Consider the following 15,669-nt stretch of genomic DNA (forward strand, 5'->3'; position numbering starts at 1 on the left):
GTCGATTACGCCGATAATCAATAGTGCTTCACAATAGCCGAGGAGATAAGCATGGCGTTTGTCAAAATTGCTTCGGCTTGAAGCCCTTCGCAAGCCAGCGAGACTTTGTCTGAAATGTGTGATCGCCGCGTCGGTAGTCATAGGCACGGGAGCGCCTCCTGTTCTTTGCAAGTCCAGCGCTGCACATAGGCGTTGCACTCTATAAATACCATTAACAGCTTTGAACTTTCACAATACATTCGTTCATTGGACAACCGAGTTGCGGTCATGTCACGGGCTAATCAGTCGTCGACGTCTGACGCCAGTGAAAGAGGCTGAATCAAATGTGAGCCCTGATTACGAAAGTTGCCCACCTCCCTGCCAACCTTGTACCAATGAAAATCTGCAGCGGGCCTGCATTGCTCCATCGCTAGTTCGCGAGCTCGCTCAGGTGAGGTGTCGGGATCGATCCATTCGCGAGCGTGCTCAGGAGACAAGACCAGTGGTTTGCGATCGTGGACATCGACCATGCCTTCATCACTCGCGGCGGTGATGACGACAAAGCCGTCGCGTTCATTTGGCTCCAGGCCCTCGTGCACCTCGGCCAAACCAGCGAAGAACATCGGAATTTGCTCTTTCAGAGTAATGAAATACGGCTGCTTTTTCTTTGGATCTTCTTCGTCCTTTACCCATTCGAACCAGCCATTCGCTGGCGCGAGTACGCGTCCGTTTGGCCAGAGCTGATTGAAGAACTTGCCGGTGATGACGGTCTCGACTCTCGCGTTGATCGGGTCAGGACGCTTTCCCTTCGCCCAGAATGGCGCCCAGCCCCATCTGACCTTATCAATGCTCAAGCCATCCCGAACCGGCCGGATGATTTCCACCCGCGTCGACGGGGCGACGTTGTATCGCTCGACTGGCCAGAGGTCATAGCCATTGATCACCAACTGCCTTGGCGCAAGCTCCTTGATGTAGTGATCCATGGATTCGTAGATCCAGTAACGTCCGCACATGCTGTCACCCGTCGAATTGTCGTGCCTATGAGATTGACCGCAAGCGAACCAAATCGTTAACTGTATGCATGTACAGTTAACCTCCTAAGGCTTGCATCATGAGCATCACCCTCCTCGGCCCACTTGCTACTGGCGGTAAGAAGCTGCCCCTTTATTCATCCAAGGTACCGGCGGGCTTCCCTTCCCCTGCGGCTGACCACATCGAAAAGCACATTTCCCTGGATGAGCTGTTCGATATCAGGGCGCCGCACGTCTATCTGGTGAGGATTGATGGGGATAGCATGCAGGGCACGGGCATCTATTCCGGGGATGTGGTGATCGTCGATCGAAGCATCGAAGCGGTCAGTGGCGATATCGTTATCGCCGCGTTGAATTCGGAGCCCTTCTGCAAGCGCCTGCTTCTGCGCGAGAACGCCGTGTTGCTTGTGTCAGAGAACCCAAAATACCCGGCGAGACATGTCATGGAAGGCGATGAGCTTGTGATCTGGGGCGTTGTGAAATACAGCGTGCGCGATCATGACAACACGTGAGCCTGTCTTCGCCCTGATCGACTGCAACTCGTTTTACGCGAGCTGCGAGCGCGTCTTTAGACCCGACCTCGCCAAGACACCTATCGTGGTGCTGTCCAACAATGACGGCTGTGTGATCGCGCGTAGCTACGACGCCAAGCCATTCGTAAAAATGGGCCAGCCGTACTTCCAGATTAAAGACCATCTACGCCGGCATGGGATCGTGGCCTTCAGCAGTAACTACGCTCTGTACGGAGACATGAGCGAACGCGTCATGACGATCATCGAATCGATGGTGCCGGCACTTGAGGTCTACAGCATTGATGAAGCATTTGCTGATTTGACTGGCATGCCTGGAGATCTATCCGCGTTTGGCAGGCACATGCGCTCCACCCTTCTCAAGCGCACAGGAATTCCAGTCGGGGTGGGGATCGCGCGCACGAAGACACTGGCCAAGCTCGCCAACCACACAGCCAAACGGCTGCTCGATATCACGGGAGGCGTGGTGGATCTGTGCGATCCGTTCAAACGCGACTGGACGCTGCGCAACACCGACGTCGGCGAAGTCTGGGGCATTGGCAAGCGCATGAAGGCTCACCTGGGAACGATGGGCATCAAGACCGCCATGGACTTAGCGAAAGCTGATCCATGGATGCTTCGCCAGAAATTCAGCGTGGTGATCGAGAAGACTGCTCGCGAGCTGGCCGGTACACCATGTCTAGAACTAGGGGAAGCTGACCCACCCAAGCAAGAGATTTGCTGCAGCAGGATGTTCGGCACGCGGCTCACGCAGATTGAGCCGATCAAGGAAGCGGTCGCTACGTACACACAACGCGCGTCGGAAAAGCTCCGAACGCAAAACTCACTCTGCAAGAAAATCCGAGTCAGCATTCGCACCGGCATGTTCAACCCTGAAGAAGCGAAGTATGCGAATGGAGCGCTGGTCGAGTTACCGTACCCAACCAACGACGTGCGGCTGATGACGAAGGCTGCGACCGAAGCGGTCAATCGTCTCTTTCGTCCCGGCTACAAGTACAGCAAGGCGGAAGTCTTGCTGATGGATCTGCGACAGCCCGGCGAATTCACGGATGACCTGTTTGCGCATTCGCAGCCCGTGATGGCGGACAAAGTGATGGGTGTGCTGGATGAGATTAATGGTCGCTGGGGAAAGGGAGTTCTTCGATTGGCCAGCGTTCCGGCGGCACCTGGTTGGGCGATGCGTCGGGAGTTGATGAGCCAGAGCTACACAACAAAACTAGATCAGTTGTGGACGGTGAGAGCCAAGTAGCGACCACGAGACGGGCACTTACCGCTGCAGAAATGAGCAGCCTTGAACGGCTGCTTACGGCCAAAAGCGGCCATTCCCGCTCCCAAAACCATCCCCATTCACCGGGGACTTTGCCCCGGATTTGGTTGAACCACTCCGAGTTAAAGCTCCTACGAATGCAACTGCATTCAGCCGAAGACTAACGGCCTAAGCCCCAAGTCTGGCCATCATTTTTGGCATGGAGAATGCTGGCATTGAACTAGGCTCAACATGGAAGTCCAGCCTGCTACGCAGCGACATGAACACCTCACAGGACATTCCCATGCCTGCCATATCAGCTTTGTTCAAGCGCCTGCATCGGGGAGCGTCTAACTCCATTGCTCCCACCCAAGAATACAATCTCCTGCGCTGGTTTTCGCTGGTCAGCTTTTTTCTCATCAGCCTTATCGCATTAGGGTTGGGTACTGTTTCGACGCAATTTCTGGTTATCGAGAGTCTGGAGCGTGACGCGCTGCTGTCGGCGCAATTTATCCAGACCATCGCCAAAGGGGAAATACGTCACCACGGCCTGGCAGGGATGCGGATGGGCGATGTGCTGGCTGACACCCAATATGGAATGCTATCGGAAGAAATGTCGCTGAACCGGCAACGGGCTCGCTCCGAGTTTCTCGACCACCTTTCGCACCTCCCGGACTCACTGCTGATCAGCATCTACTCCCCACTACGGACAGTAATGTGGTCAACCAATCCAAATCTGATTGGGCAAAAATTCCTGAGCGACGAGGCACTTGAGGCGGCGTTCAGCTCCAAAGACAGGGTCTCCACCAAGTACAACGATGCCCATGAACTTCGCCCTGAACAGCAATTATTGCGTCCTGCAAAAATGTTCTTCATCGAGAGCTACATCCCGTTAGTCGATGATATGGGGAATACCCTGGCGGTGGTGGAGATTTACAAGGAACCGGTCGATCTGATCGAGCGCCTCGAAAGAGGCCACTGGATTATCTGGCTGTCTACAGCGCTGGGGGGATTGCTGCTGTATTTCGGGTTGTACTGGATTGTGCGACGGGCATCACTCCAGCTCGCATCCCAAGAGGAACAACTCGTCGCCAACAAGACTTATGTGGGTTTGGTCGAGATGTCCACGGCTGTCGCGCATAGCTTGCGTAATCCTCTGGCCTGCATTCGCTCCAGCGCAGAATTGGCCAATGAAATGGACGGCCAGCCCGCTAAGAAGAACATCGACGATATTGTCAGCCAGGTGGATCGGATGTCGCAGTGGGTGCATGAATTGCTTATGTGCTTGCGACCCATCCGTGGAGAAGCGGAACTGGTGCAGCCGATGATCGTGGTGCAGGCCACGCTGGCCGGTTTCAGCGCACAACTGACTCAATCAAGAATACAGGTCGACTTCAATAATGAGCCCACCCCCCAGATAATCAGCAATCCACTTTTACTTTCTCAAATCCTGAATAGCGTGATCGCCAACGCCATTGAGGCGATGCCGGGCGGCGGGAAGCTAACCATCCAGGCGAATGTCGATGACACCCATCAATGGCTGCATCTCATCATTGGTGACACTGGGGATGGAACGACACGACAACAAGAAATGACGGCTCACAAAACCTTCTACACCACTAAGCAAGGAAAGCTGGGCATAGGGCTGATCATGGTGAAGCAGATCATGGAAAGTTTTGGTGGTGAAGCCAGCCTGACACATCACGAAGACCACGGAACATCGGTGCAGTTGAGTTTCAGAGTTGTAGAAAGAAGATCTAGTGGGTTGCGCTAGTCTTCGCGCAGCAGTTCCTCTAAATCGGCGGAAAGCGGCATGACAGAAATGGCACTGATGCGCGCTCTCCCCGTGTTGCCGACTGGTACCCAAATCCTCGAAAACAACAATGCCGCGACGATACGCGGAAGCTGACCCACCACCTCCCGCCAATCCTTCGTCAACACACCCAGTTTCAGCATGAGCCAATGAGATCTCGCGTGAGCTAGCGGCATACGTTGGGTAAGGATATGCGCCCGCTCCAGCCAGCGGTAGGCCTCCTGAAAGTCACTAGTCCGTACAGCGAGCCCAGCCTCACTAAAAGCTTCAGCTATGGCGCCACGCAAAGCCTCTTTCATGTCGACCTCGCAATACTATTTCTTCAGCAGTCGGAGGCCATTGAGAACCACCAGTAAGCTGACCCCAACGTCGGCGAATACGGCCATCCACATCGTGGCCAGGCCCATCAAGGTGAACACCAGGAATACGGCCTTGATGCCGAGGGCGAACCCGATGTTTTGCTTGAGGATCAGCGCAGTCTGCCGTGACAGGCGAACAAAGGCCGGGATCTTGCGCAGGTCATCATCCATCAGCGCAACGTCAGCTGTTTCGATGGCTGTGCCCGTACCAGCGGCAGCCATGGCGAAGCCGATCTGGGACTTGGCGAGCGCCGGCGCATCGTTTATTCCATCACCTACCATCCCCACCACGTGGTTGCGGTTCTGCAACTCACCGATGGCCGCCAGCTTGTCGGAAGGCAGCAAGTTTCCTCGCGGCTCATCAATTCCAACGCGCCGGGCAATGGCTTCGGCCGTGTGCGCGTTGTCACCGGTCAGCATCATGGTCTTGACGCCTAACTCGTGCAGTTCCTTGATCGCGAGTTGACTTGAATCCTTTACCGTATCGGCCACGGCAAACATTGCAAATACCTGCGAGGAGCTGGCCAACGCCACGACCGTTTTCCCCTGACGCTCCAATTGGCTCAGAGACGTATCGAGCGATGGCGTAGCCAGCCCCAGCTCTAGGATCAAGCGGTGGTTTCCAAGGTAATAAAGCTGCCCATCGATCAAGCCCTTCGCCCCACGACCAGGAATGGCCTCGAAGCCCTCGACCTGTTTGAGCGTTGGGGCTTCCAGCCCTTCATGCCTGGCGATTGCCTGCGAGACAGGGTGATCGGAGCGAGCCCCCAGACTAGCGGCGAGCAATTGAGGCGCAACCTCTGAAGTCTCTGTCAGGGGCAGATAGTCGGTCTGAACCGGCTTGCCGTGGGTGATCGTGCCGGTTTTATCAAGCGCGACAAAGCTCAGCTTGGCGCCAATTTCCAGGTAGACACCACCCTTAACCAGAATGCCTTTTCTCGCTGCCGCCGCCAGCCCGCTGACGATGGTTACTGGTGTAGAAATGACCAGTGCGCAGGGGCAAGCAACAACCAATAGTACCAAGGCGCGATAAATCCAGTCTGTCCATGCCCCACTCATGAACAAGGGCGGCAACACCGCTACGGCCAAAGCAAAGAAGAACACCCCTGGCGTGTAAACCTTGGCGAACTTATCGACGAATCGCTGGGTAGGTGCACGCGAACTTTGGGCCTCTTCAACGGCGTGGATGATTCGTGCCAGCGTCGTGTTGTTGGCCTCGGCGGTTACACGGTATTCGAAGGAGCCAGATTCATTGATGGAGCCGGCATACACCGGGTCATCCACCGACTTCTCAATAGGCAGGCTCTCACCGGTGATGGGAGCCTGGTTGACGGTAGACGTACCGGAAGCGATGTCACCATCCAGGCCGATACGCTCACCAGGACGCACTCGAACCAGTGCTCCGACCCCGACAGTCTTAACGTCGACTTCCAGCCATGAACCGTCGGATTGGCGGACAGTTGCACGTTCAGGGGTCAGATCCAGCAATCCTTTGATGGCGTTACGTGCACGATCCAGCGACTTCACCTCGACCATTTCTGCAATGGTGAATAGCACCATGACCATCGCCGCTTCCGGCCACTGCCCGATCAACACCGCGCCAGTCACTGCGATGCTCATCAAGGCATTGATATTCAAATTCAGGTGTTTGAGTGCAACCCAGCCTTTCTTATAGGTCGTAGGCCCACAGAGGGCGATGGCAAACAAGGCTACGACGGCAATCACCCATTCCGGCGCCGATTGAGTGAAATGCAAGACTTCCGCACCCGCCGCAGCGATACCAGACAGCGCCAACGGCCACCATCTACTTTTAGGGACGGGTTTAGCTTGCGACTCGGTTTGCGCTGCATTGGCGCTAGGTGCCTTGCTTTCAGCCGTCAATGGCTCCGCGTGCATACCCAGCGAGAGCACCGCTGCTTCGATGCCCAAGGTATCCGGCAACTCGTGCCACACACCCAGTGTGCGGTTCATCATGTTGAATTCGAGTTTTTGTACCCCGCTCATCCGAGCGAGCTTTCCCTCGATCATGGTCTGCTCGGAGGGACAGCACATCTGTCCGATACGGAAACTGCTAAAGCGAGCCCCGTCGCTGGCACCCGTTTGAAGGGCCTCAGGTACACACGCCTTCGGGTCTGATGGTGGGCAGGACACTTCGGCGTAAAGCTCGTTGTCGACCGCAGCGGCCGGTTTGCTCGGCTCCAACAGGGTATACAGGGTAGAGGGCGCAGCGGTAGCAGCGCAGCATGATTTGCCAGCTTCCGGAGCAGGCGCGCAGCAACCGACGTCTTTTGCCTGCGAGGGTGCTGGATTCGCGCCTTGGGGCTTGGGAGCACAACAGCTGTCAGCGGACTGAGCTTCCGCTGCGCCCGAAACACAGATCGTTGCAGCAGGGGCGCAGCAACCCGAGCTTGCGGATGGATCAAACACTTGGACGATGGCCTGTGATTCAGGCGCTTGTTTGTCACCGCAACAGCTTTTCATAGGGCACTCCCAGCAGGGTATGGCCAAGAGTGAACACCCTATAGCCACTATAGGGTCAAGCGATTCATGAAGAACGTTGACCCGTAATTCAACAATGCTAATCTTTTTTACCGCGATTGGTTGATCTCGCTCCAGATCAGGTCATAGAGCGGCTGAGCACCGAAGTTAGTCAGCGGTTTACCGTTGACGAAGAAGGTCGGTGTACCGCTTACGCCTACCTTTTTCGCATCGGCAGCGTCTCGCTCAATTGTCGCTGTGATCTCGGCAGACATCATGTCCTCGCGAGCTTTGGTCACGTCCAGGCCTGCCTGACCCGCTGCATCCCAAGCCGCCATAGCCTTTGCGTCGTCATGCCATTGCGGTTGAGCCTCAAGTACTGCTTCGAGTACTGGTACAAAGACGCCCTGTTTGCGCGCTGTTTCCAGAATGCGAATGGCCTCTTCAGAACCGACGTGAAGCCGAACATAACGCAGCACCAGACGAACATCTGCGGGGTGCTGGGACATCATTTTTTTCACAATTGGATAAAAAGCTCGGCAACTCTCACAGGAAGGGTCGAAGAACTCAACAATGGTGACCGGTGCCTTGACAGGGCCAAAGCTTGGCGAATTGAAACGCACCAGGGCGCCGGTTTCCTGCACTGGTGCAGTCGCTTGAGGCACCGTGGAGGCTCGATCATAAAAAAATGCAGCGACCGCAAAGCCGATCACGGCCAGGACGCTGATGGCGAGGACGAGTGTGCGTCGGCTCATTGGTTGAATCTCCGGCGGATAAGAACAAGAAGTATGATCAGGAGGCTGAATACTCCCAGGGATAACAAGGGCAACGGCACGCCATCGAGAATTGTCATGTCAGCACCGGAGCATGACGGGCCGGCACCACAAGGTTTGATGCTTACGGGAATCAGACCGAAATAAAGCAGGTTGTGATACAGAGCGATCAACCATCCCATCACGGCCAAAGGCAATGCATACCGCCAGGCGCCGATGTCCGACACCCAGCAAGCGACACCCAGCACCAACACCAGGGGAAACATGAAGGCGCGCTGAAACCAGCAAAGTACACAGGGCTCCTGCCCCATGACTTCGCCAACGAACAGCACGGCAATGCTGGACACTAGTGCAATCAGCCAGGTGCAAAGCAGTAATGCCCAACCTTGGGATTGGGATTGGGGTTGTGGGGGTGAGGTTTGCATCAGTTTTATTCCTTCTCCTGTAGACGAGGCGCACGCACGGACGGATTTGCTAATCGACTGATGCGCGTAGAATGAAGGTTCTAGCGACTATAAGGTCAAGCGAAATGAATGCGGCCACTTACACGGTTGGCGCCTTGGCGAAAGCGACCGATACCAAAGCGGTAACCATCCGTTACTACGAGCAGTTGGGATTGCTGCCCTCGGCCGGCAGATCGCCATCGGGCTACCGCTATTACACAAACGGCGAGCGTGACCGCCTGTTATTCATTCGCCGTAGTCGTTCGCTGGGATTCAGCCTCGACGACATTCGCGAATTACTGGGTTTTGCTGATCGACGTGATGCGTCTTGCGCCGGGGTAGACGCAAAGGTCGAGGGGCAACTGGAGCAGGTGCGGATGCGTATTCGCGATTTGCAAGGTCTGGAGGCGGAGTTGCAGCGACTGAATCTTTGCTGCCAGGGTGGTGTGATCGAACAATGCCGCATTATCGAATCACTGTCGAAACGTGATTAGGTCGTCACTGGGGTAGCTAAGAAAATGTGGAATTGAACGATCCTGAATGTCTGCTAAGGGTCGAAAACAGTCACTCCTACCCGAAACCTCCAAGGAGAATTGGCCCATGAAAACCGGCCTAATATCCGACACTCACAAACTCCTCCGTTCTGAAGCCATCGGCGCGCTCCAAGGCTGTGACCTGATCATCCACGCCGGCGACATCGGCAATCCGGACATCCTCGCCCAATTGTCCAAAATTGCTCCCGTCCACGCCGTGCGCGGCAACAATGATCTCAGCAGCCCATGGGCCAAAGACCTCCCCGACCTTCTGACCTGCACTCTCAACGGCTGGCACACCCTCCTCATCCACGACATCGCCGACATCCCCGCCGATCTAGATCCAGACATAAAGCTCATCATCACCGGCCATTCCCACAAACCGCGCATCGAATGGCGCGGCGATCAGCTATACGTGAACCCTGGTAGCGCCGGCCCTAGGCGTTTCAAATTGCCGGTCACGCTGGCAATTCTCGACATCCAACCCGACAGCATCGAGCCGCGCCTGATTTCCCTGCTGGATCCCCCCGCCTGAAATCGCTTCGGTTACCGCGATCCAGAACATGGAATTCACGCATGGTCTGCAGCTCCAACAGTTGCCGCAGCGTTTTGCAGGAGGCGGTGTTCAAGCGCTTGGCGCCAGCCGATTTCGAAGCGGTCAGAGGAAAACTGTCCGGTAGTCACGTCTTCTCCAGTTCACACTGGGCGGCGCGAAATAGGTGCCCATGCTGAGGATGTTGTGGCTGTTCAAATCCATGCAATCACGCAGTCAGGATGACGCAGTTCTATCTCGCGACCGATGTTAGACCCCACGCCCCTCCCCAGCTCCAGCGAGCGATTCACCTCAATCGAACCGATGAAGCCAGAACCTCCCAATAAAAAATTTACCTAACGAATGTTAGATAGAGGTTGACGCTCGACAAATCGCTCGCTAAGGTTTGCCTACCTAGCGGTAGATAGATAGCCCAGCCACCCCTCTCTAGGATCGACCATGACTAATAAACTTCAGCTTTTCACTTCGCCTTCAGCCTTTCCGAACCCACAGCGCCTGCGTCTGTTCATGCACGAAAAGGGCATCGCCGACCAATTTGCCGAGACCATCTATGACATGTCCCCCTTAGGCGAACAGCGTGGCTGGCGTCATTTGAATATGAATCCGTGGGGCGAAACTCCCACCCTGCAACTGGCAGACGGTAGCTACATTTCCGAAACGGCTGCCATCGTTCGTTATCTTGACCAGGAGTATCCCGGCCGCAAAATAATGGGAGCGACCGCACTGGAACAGGGTCTGGATAACATGTGGGATAACCGGGTATGGGTGCACATTCTGTACCGCATCGTTACAGCGTTCCACGTGTTGCATACCGGGCTCGGCTTCAAGCTGGAACTGACCAAAAATGAAGCTTGGGGCGAACATTGCCGTAAGGAAGCTTTGGCTCACGCGGCACTGGTTAATCGTCATCTTTCAGATGGTCGCGAGTGGCTGCTCGGCGGCGATGCCCCGACCTTCTCGGACATTACCTTGGCAACCGCGATCGCCTTCTCGAAATTCCCGGTCAATGCCACTCCACTGGACGAGCGTTTTGAGTTCCTGGATGCGTACTGGCAGCGCTGGACAAAACGTCCAAGCTTCCAGGCTGCCTACGCTGATCGCAACAGCGGCATTCCTGAACTGGATTCGCCAGCCCAGTAACAGCGTCTGAATGGAAACTACGTCCGCCGAGATCGCCACACCTTGGCCTTCTCGGTGACCGTAGTGATCTGACTCGTGTCGGCTCGCGATGCCGTTCACTGACCATGATGGAACGGCCGCTACTTAAGCACCCAAGTTACGTTGAGCTCACGGCTCGCCACACTCTACCTGTCACACGGTAGGTCTTTGCTGTAAATTGGCTTTCCCAATTTTGAGAGATCGTCCCAAGACGAAAGGCACCAAGATGAGCGTCAACTCCAAAGAAGCCATTCTGTTGGCGGCTAAAAAAATTGCCCAATCGCAGGGCTACAATGGTTTGAATTTTCGCGACCTTGCGCAAGATGTTGGCATCAAAGCGGCGAGTATTTACTACCATTTTCCAAGCAAAGCCGATCTGGGTATTGCGGTTGCCAAACGTTATTGGGAGGACGGTGCGCTCGCGCTAGAGGCCATCGAATCAGAAAGCCCATCTCCGAGAGACGCTCTGCGTCGCTTTCCTGAAATTTTCCGTAGATCGCTTGAAGCCGACAATCGCCTTTGTCTGGGTAGTTTTATGGGCGCCGAAACCGATACCTTGCCCATTGAGATGACAAAAGAAATTCAGACCTTTGCTGATGTCAACATTGCATGGCTTGGCAGGCTTTTACTGGCTGCGAAGGTGTGCGAAGCAAGTGAAAGTGAAGCTAGAGCCCGCGCAATTTTCGCTGCTGTTGTCGGTGCCCAGCTCTTTGCTAGAAGTCGCTCGGATATTTCGCTTTTCGACTCTTTGATCGATTCATACCGAGCGTTCGGGCCTCTGCCGGCGTAACAACTGCAGCGACTCGTGCTGCCTTCACCCCCCTACTGTGGTTCCTTATCTGCGGGCATTCATTATCCAAGGCGATAGACACCGCTGACGCCGTCAGTCTATAGCCATCGGCGGTCAAAGCATTCCTTGCTTAGGAGGCACAAGCCAGACTTTGGCTTTGGTCGATTGCTGCCCTTCACTACCAACGGCCAATGGCGCATGCTCACATGCGCATGCCCCCTATCTCCGCCGTTGGAAACGTCAAAGCTTTCTCGCCCAGCTTCCGAACATCACATCACCGACATAGATGCCTGAAGAGGCTGAACGCTCCTGATCCAGACGCGCTTGCAACGTTTCAATGTCGACCTCCTCCGCACTGGCAACGCCTAACGCAATGATTCGCGGCAAGCATGCCCGAACAATAGTGCCAAGGCTGTAGGGAACATCAGGCGTTTGTACCATGCATTCAACGCGTACGCTTCCTACGGTCAAGCCTGCCTGGGTAAAAATGCCGTGCAGATTGAAACCGATGTGTAGATCCGCGCCTTCACGCGCAATCATTTCCTGTATCCAACGTTGCGCCCTTTCATGCAACGGAAAAGGCTCGACGCTGGCAGGCGCCATTGTCGTATCGTGTTCCTGGAAGACCATGACCCCGCCATGACGCAGACACTTCGACAGCGCTCGAATTGTTGCCACGACATCCCGTTGATACATCAGGACGCGCCTGCCGGCGATGGCATCGAAAGTACCGACAGAGTCTGGCAATTCCTGGAGGTTGCCCTTGAGAAAGGTCAGTGAAGGATGCGTATGTCCTGCGGTGCGCTGGCGTGCAACGGCAATGGCATCGGTGTCGTGATCGACTCCGATGACCTCTCCGCTTCTTCCCACAAGATCACACAGCAGAAAAGCAACATCACCCGAACCGCAGCCTACGTCCAGAATCCGCATCCCTTCAGTTATGCCAGAGTCGATCAGCAAACGAGTGGTGAAGTCGAGTCGGTTGAGCGGCATTATCGAGTTTCCCTCGTATCTTAAAAAATCATGACAGCACAGCGGTCATCTGGCACCCAACAAAGCTTCATCTTTCGCCACCGCATGTTTATAGGCGTCGCGGCTGGTCAACTTCTGGGCATAGGCGAGAAACGCAGCTCTCGGCGGCAAGGTTTGCAAGCCTAGCCCCCAGCCGATATGTGAGCCAACATAAACGTCTGCAGCGGTGAAGCGTTCACCGGCAATGAATGGATGGGCCAACACTGCGCGCTCAAGTTGATCGACCGTGCGCTCATAGCTTCCGTAGCCAAAGAAGAACTCCTGATCCGGCGTCGGGTTGAAACCGGCGCGGTGGTTGGTGACCGCCTGCTCCAGCGGCCCCGCAGCGAAATACATCCAACGGTAGAAAGCGGCCCTTTCCGTCGCCAGTGGAGCTAGCCCGGCTTCGGGAAATGCGTCAGCCAGATACGCACAGATGGCGGCAGTTTCTGTTATGGTCTGGCCGTTGTGCACCAGGGCCGGGATCTTTCCCATCGGGTTCACGTCGCGAAAAAAACCGACTCGCAAATCATCCGCGTCAGCCACTAGTGGTACTGACAGTGCAGCACCTCCCCAACGGTCAGCCTGACTGGTCGACTGGTAATCCATCACCACCGTCTCATACGCGCAGCCGATTTCTTCGAGCATCCAGCGCACCATGCGTCCACGCGAATTGGGGTTGGTATAGAACGTCATTGTCATCGTGAGCTCCTTTTGGCTCGGTGTGTTGGCGACAATGTTAAGAGCGAAGTGATGTCTGCCCGTGGGCAACTTCCGCCAGAATACTTGCAGAACGCGCCATTCGCGGCGCGTTGCATGACGCAACACCGCTCTCCTGCGGTTCGGAGCCTGGAAATGTCGTACGTTCACAGCAGCACCGAGCGGTGCAAATTGCCCAAGGTGTTCTGGGAATCGCTAGCGCAGCTGGGCCTGGATCCCTTGTTGATTGAGCAACACGCTCAACTGCCGCATGACCTCCATCTCAACGAATCCGACTTCGTCACCACGCAGCAGTTGTTTGCCGTGTGGAACGCCATTGAGGCACTTTCGGCAGACCCCGCCTTCTCGATAAAAATGGTTCGCGACACACCCAGCGCGAAACACAAAATGGCGTTCATCACGGCGTTATATGCGGCTGATTTTCGCGACGGACTTGCGCGATTGGCGCGCCTGCAGCGCCTGTGCAGTCCCGACAGACTTTGCGTGAGCGAGCACCAGGACACCGTTTCATTCACGATTCAATGGCCCTCCGGCACGGGCCCGGCTCCCTATCTTTCAGTGGAAGCGTGTTTTGCCTTGGTGCTGGAGCTCGGTCGACGAGGCACCGGTAGTCACATCAAGCCGCTTTCATTGAGGTTGAGACGGCCAAAGCAAACGCTGGAAACTCATGCAGATTATTTCACATGCCCCATCCGCTACGGCGCCAGCCATGACGAGTTGATCGTGAGCGCCTCAGATCTTGACCTGCCGTTTCTTCAACACAATGCGCAAGTGTTGCACATGATGAGCCCCGGCCTCGATGCCGCATTATGCGCAATCGAGGCGCCGGTTGGCTTTTGTGAGCAGGTCATTGAAATACTCAAGCGCACGCTGGCGAATGGACGGCCAAGTTTGCAACACCTGGCCCGAGAACTGTTGCAGAGCGAGCGAACGCTGCAACGCCGATTGGCGTCCGAAGGTACGACCTTCAATGCGCTGCTCAACGAAGCAAGGCGTCAAGTGGGGTCGCACTTACTGGCTGATACCAGCCTTGAGCTCAAAGAGGTTGCGTATCTTCTGGGTTACGACGACGTCAACTCTTACTATCGGGCGTTCCGGCGATGGGAAAAGGTTTCGCCCAGTCAGTGGCGACGTTCCCGTGCCTGAGGTATGGAGGTGGCCATGCCGGGACTGGTTTTTTTGCTTTTGATCCAAGGCTACCAGGTAGCTTTAGTTGCTTCGACGCGTTCAATGAACATCATGAAAACTCGACAAGGAGACGTCTCTCATGCCCGAACCAATACTGCATCTGATGGCAGGCAAGATTGCATCCGGCAAATCGACATTGGCCAAGTCCTTGGCATCCGATCGTTCGGCCATTCTGCTAAGTGAAGATCATTGGCTCTCACAGCTCTACCCTGATCAGGTCAAAACAGTAGTCGATTACGTGCGGCTTTCGCGTCAGATTCGGAAACTGGTAGGCACGCTTGTCGTCGATGTGCTGAATTCTGGCGTGACCGTGGTTTTGGATTTCGCAGCTAATACTCCGGAAGACAGGCAGTGGTTATGCGGTTTGGCTGACGCTGCTGGAGTTTCCCACTGTTTCCACTACATCGAACTGGCTGATGAGACCTGTCGGGCCAGGCTACATCAGCGCAATGGCCGCGCCGAGCATGAATTTGCAGCAACTGATGCTGAGTTCGATTTGATCACGAGCTACTTTCGTGCCCCGGATGTGAATGAGGGAATTGAGATTGAAATTCACCGACTTTAAAGGGCAGGCGTGCTTGAAGTGAGTAATTTAGAAAGTCCGTTTTTTGAGCGGTTTCAGACCTTCGTGAAAAGCAGCAATCGACCGATGCTGACGCTGAACTGTAGCCGAACGCTGGTCACTCTCCACCTGTCACGGAGGGCTCATGACGATTCTTGCCACCAAAAGCTGTTTCGCCTCGGCATGGAGGCACAGATGGAGACTTCTGAAGATCTTCGAGCGTTGGATGCTACTTAGCGGTAAAGCTTTCCCCTTCTACCGGTCGACCATCGAGCGCAGGCAGCGGATCGGTTTGAATTCCAGTGAGTATAGAGGCCCATGCTGCGTAAGCTTGAGCGTGACGGGACACAGCTTCATCCCAGCGGCTGCCAGTTACCTCGTGCGAGACGACAAGCATCATCAGGTGATTTGTGGCTGCATCCAGATCAAGCAGGAGGTGATGGGCGTTAAATCGAAAATCGTCGGTTGAAGGCATGGCGTCACGCATATTGAGTGAGTGGGT

At 55.3% G+C, this 15,669-nt stretch carries 17 protein-coding genes; 10 read left to right on the plus strand and 7 right to left on the minus strand.

The features are described 5' to 3' along the window. Positions 1-281: 281 nt before the first annotated feature. A complete protein-coding gene (locus J3P93_RS14145; protein ID WP_434588855.1) occupies positions 282-992 on the minus strand; it encodes an SOS response-associated peptidase in 711 nt (236 codons plus the stop codon). Between the two features lie 98 nt (positions 993-1,090). On the opposite strand from J3P93_RS14145, the gene J3P93_RS14150 reads away from it, so the two are divergent. The 3 genes from J3P93_RS14150 (at position 1,091) to J3P93_RS14160 (ending at position 4,560) form a co-directional block, all read left to right on the plus strand. Next, entirely contained in the window at positions 1,091-1,522 is a 432-nt protein-coding gene (locus tag J3P93_RS14150) for a LexA family protein (RefSeq protein WP_434588857.1), read from the plus strand. After that, positions 1,509-2,789: a translesion error-prone DNA polymerase V subunit UmuC gene (gene umuC, locus J3P93_RS14155; RefSeq protein WP_434588859.1), complete on the plus strand. Its 1,281-nt coding sequence runs from the start codon at positions 1,509-1,511 to the stop codon at positions 2,787-2,789. The genes J3P93_RS14150 and umuC overlap by 14 nt, the downstream gene beginning before the upstream one ends. A 301-nt stretch (positions 2,790-3,090) precedes the next feature. Next, the gene (locus J3P93_RS14160) at positions 3,091-4,560 is read left to right on the plus strand and encodes a sensor histidine kinase (protein ID WP_434588861.1); all 1,470 of its coding nucleotides are present in this window, start codon (positions 3,091-3,093) and stop codon (positions 4,558-4,560) included. On the opposite strand, the gene J3P93_RS14165 is transcribed toward J3P93_RS14160, so the two are convergent. The 4 genes from J3P93_RS14165 to J3P93_RS14180 all read right to left on the minus strand — a co-directional run bounded on the left by J3P93_RS14165 (position 4,557) and on the right by J3P93_RS14180 (position 8,634). Next, positions 4,557-4,898 carry a DUF3703 domain-containing protein gene (locus tag J3P93_RS14165; RefSeq protein WP_434588863.1) on the minus strand — a complete coding sequence of 114 codons (342 nt, stop codon included), beginning with the start codon at positions 4,896-4,898 and terminating at the stop codon, positions 4,557-4,559. The genes J3P93_RS14160 and J3P93_RS14165 overlap by 4 nt on opposite strands. A 15-nt stretch (positions 4,899-4,913) precedes the next feature. Next, positions 4,914-7,010, minus strand: coding sequence for a heavy metal translocating P-type ATPase (locus J3P93_RS14170; protein WP_434598378.1), 2,097 nt, complete (start codon positions 7,008-7,010; stop codon positions 4,914-4,916). Between the two features lie 536 nt (positions 7,011-7,546). After that, on the minus strand, positions 7,547-8,191 hold the full coding sequence (locus tag J3P93_RS14175; RefSeq protein WP_434588865.1) for a DsbA family protein: 645 nt from the start codon (positions 8,189-8,191) through the stop codon (positions 7,547-7,549). Further along, a complete protein-coding gene (locus J3P93_RS14180) occupies positions 8,188-8,634 on the minus strand; it encodes a disulfide bond formation protein B (RefSeq protein WP_434588867.1) in 447 nt (148 codons plus the stop codon). Before J3P93_RS14180 ends, J3P93_RS14175 begins: the two co-directional genes overlap by 4 nt. 104 nt (positions 8,635-8,738) lie before the next feature. Here J3P93_RS14180 and J3P93_RS14185 point away from each other — a divergent pair, with 104 nt between their 5' ends. The 4 genes from J3P93_RS14185 to J3P93_RS14200 all read left to right on the plus strand — a co-directional run bounded on the left by J3P93_RS14185 (position 8,739) and on the right by J3P93_RS14200 (position 11,686). After that, positions 8,739-9,146, plus strand: a complete 408-nt coding sequence (locus J3P93_RS14185; RefSeq protein WP_434588869.1) for a MerR family transcriptional regulator — start codon at positions 8,739-8,741, stop codon at positions 9,144-9,146. 106 nt (positions 9,147-9,252) lie between these two features. Beyond that, the gene (locus J3P93_RS14190) at positions 9,253-9,720 is read left to right on the plus strand and encodes a metallophosphoesterase family protein (RefSeq protein ID WP_434588871.1); all 468 of its coding nucleotides are present in this window, start codon (positions 9,253-9,255) and stop codon (positions 9,718-9,720) included. Between the two features lie 456 nt (positions 9,721-10,176). After that, the gene (locus J3P93_RS14195) at positions 10,177-10,878 is read left to right on the plus strand and encodes a glutathione S-transferase family protein (RefSeq protein WP_208937558.1); all 702 of its coding nucleotides are present in this window, start codon (positions 10,177-10,179) and stop codon (positions 10,876-10,878) included. Between the two features lie 244 nt (positions 10,879-11,122). Next, on the plus strand, positions 11,123-11,686 hold the full coding sequence (locus J3P93_RS14200) for a TetR/AcrR family transcriptional regulator (protein ID WP_434588874.1): 564 nt from the start codon (positions 11,123-11,125) through the stop codon (positions 11,684-11,686). A 240-nt stretch (positions 11,687-11,926) separates the two neighbouring features. Here J3P93_RS14200 and J3P93_RS14205 read toward each other — a convergent pair whose 3' ends face one another. Together J3P93_RS14205 and J3P93_RS14210 are read right to left on the minus strand one after the other, a co-directional pair. Beyond that, positions 11,927-12,679 carry a methyltransferase domain-containing protein gene (locus J3P93_RS14205; RefSeq protein WP_434588876.1) on the minus strand — a complete coding sequence of 251 codons (753 nt, stop codon included), beginning with the start codon at positions 12,677-12,679 and terminating at the stop codon, positions 11,927-11,929. A 45-nt stretch (positions 12,680-12,724) separates the two neighbouring features. After that, positions 12,725-13,399, minus strand: coding sequence for a glutathione S-transferase family protein (locus tag J3P93_RS14210; protein ID WP_434588878.1), 675 nt, complete (start codon positions 13,397-13,399; stop codon positions 12,725-12,727). Positions 13,400-13,552: 153 nt separating this feature from the next. Between J3P93_RS14210 and J3P93_RS14215 the strand changes: the two genes are divergently transcribed. From J3P93_RS14215 to J3P93_RS14225, 3 genes are all read left to right on the plus strand, one after another. Then, positions 13,553-14,563: an AraC family transcriptional regulator ligand-binding domain-containing protein gene (locus tag J3P93_RS14215; RefSeq protein ID WP_434588880.1), complete on the plus strand. Its 1,011-nt coding sequence runs from the start codon at positions 13,553-13,555 to the stop codon at positions 14,561-14,563. Between the two features lie 121 nt (positions 14,564-14,684). Next, on the plus strand, positions 14,685-15,170 hold the full coding sequence (locus tag J3P93_RS14220) for an AAA family ATPase (RefSeq protein WP_434588882.1): 486 nt from the start codon (positions 14,685-14,687) through the stop codon (positions 15,168-15,170). 142 nt (positions 15,171-15,312) lie between these two features. Beyond that, positions 15,313-15,636 (plus strand): hypothetical protein, encoded by a 324-nt coding sequence (locus tag J3P93_RS14225; protein WP_434588884.1) that lies wholly within the window; start codon positions 15,313-15,315, stop codon positions 15,634-15,636. The last annotated feature ends 33 nt before the right edge of the window (positions 15,637-15,669 follow it).

The sequence above is a fragment of the Pseudomonas sp. R3-57 genome (genome assembly GCF_051132065.1).
In the GTDB taxonomy this organism is placed as follows: domain Bacteria; phylum Pseudomonadota; class Gammaproteobacteria; order Pseudomonadales; family Pseudomonadaceae; genus Aquipseudomonas.

What these genes read in the sequence shown, in the direction of transcription:
- J3P93_RS14145 (WP_434588855.1), bottom strand. Translation starts at nt 992, where the DNA reads ATGTGCGGACGTTACTGGATCTACGAATCCATGGATCACTACATCAAG.
- J3P93_RS14150 (WP_434588857.1), top strand. Translation starts at nt 1,091, where the DNA reads ATGAGCATCACCCTCCTCGGCCCACTTGCTACTGGCGGTAAGAAGCTG.
- umuC (WP_434588859.1), top strand. Translation starts at nt 1,509, where the DNA reads ATGACAACACGTGAGCCTGTCTTCGCCCTGATCGACTGCAACTCGTTT.
- J3P93_RS14160 (WP_434588861.1), top strand. Translation starts at nt 3,091, where the DNA reads ATGCCTGCCATATCAGCTTTGTTCAAGCGCCTGCATCGGGGAGCGTCT.
- J3P93_RS14165 (WP_434588863.1), bottom strand. Translation starts at nt 4,898, where the DNA reads ATGAAAGAGGCTTTGCGTGGCGCCATAGCTGAAGCTTTTAGTGAGGCT.
- J3P93_RS14170 (WP_434598378.1), bottom strand. Translation starts at nt 7,010, where the DNA reads ATGTGCTGTCCCTCCGAGCAGACCATGATCGAGGGAAAGCTCGCTCGG.
- J3P93_RS14175 (WP_434588865.1), bottom strand. Translation starts at nt 8,191, where the DNA reads ATGAGCCGACGCACACTCGTCCTCGCCATCAGCGTCCTGGCCGTGATC.
- J3P93_RS14180 (WP_434588867.1), bottom strand. Translation starts at nt 8,634, where the DNA reads ATGCAAACCTCACCCCCACAACCCCAATCCCAATCCCAAGGTTGGGCA.
- J3P93_RS14185 (WP_434588869.1), top strand. Translation starts at nt 8,739, where the DNA reads ATGAATGCGGCCACTTACACGGTTGGCGCCTTGGCGAAAGCGACCGAT.
- J3P93_RS14190 (WP_434588871.1), top strand. Translation starts at nt 9,253, where the DNA reads ATGAAAACCGGCCTAATATCCGACACTCACAAACTCCTCCGTTCTGAA.
- J3P93_RS14195 (WP_208937558.1), top strand. Translation starts at nt 10,177, where the DNA reads ATGACTAATAAACTTCAGCTTTTCACTTCGCCTTCAGCCTTTCCGAAC.
- J3P93_RS14200 (WP_434588874.1), top strand. Translation starts at nt 11,123, where the DNA reads ATGAGCGTCAACTCCAAAGAAGCCATTCTGTTGGCGGCTAAAAAAATT.
- J3P93_RS14205 (WP_434588876.1), bottom strand. Translation starts at nt 12,679, where the DNA reads ATGCCGCTCAACCGACTCGACTTCACCACTCGTTTGCTGATCGACTCT.
- J3P93_RS14210 (WP_434588878.1), bottom strand. Translation starts at nt 13,399, where the DNA reads ATGACAATGACGTTCTATACCAACCCCAATTCGCGTGGACGCATGGTG.
- J3P93_RS14215 (WP_434588880.1), top strand. Translation starts at nt 13,553, where the DNA reads ATGTCGTACGTTCACAGCAGCACCGAGCGGTGCAAATTGCCCAAGGTG.
- J3P93_RS14220 (WP_434588882.1), top strand. Translation starts at nt 14,685, where the DNA reads ATGCCCGAACCAATACTGCATCTGATGGCAGGCAAGATTGCATCCGGC.
- J3P93_RS14225 (WP_434588884.1), top strand. Translation starts at nt 15,313, where the DNA reads ATGACGATTCTTGCCACCAAAAGCTGTTTCGCCTCGGCATGGAGGCAC.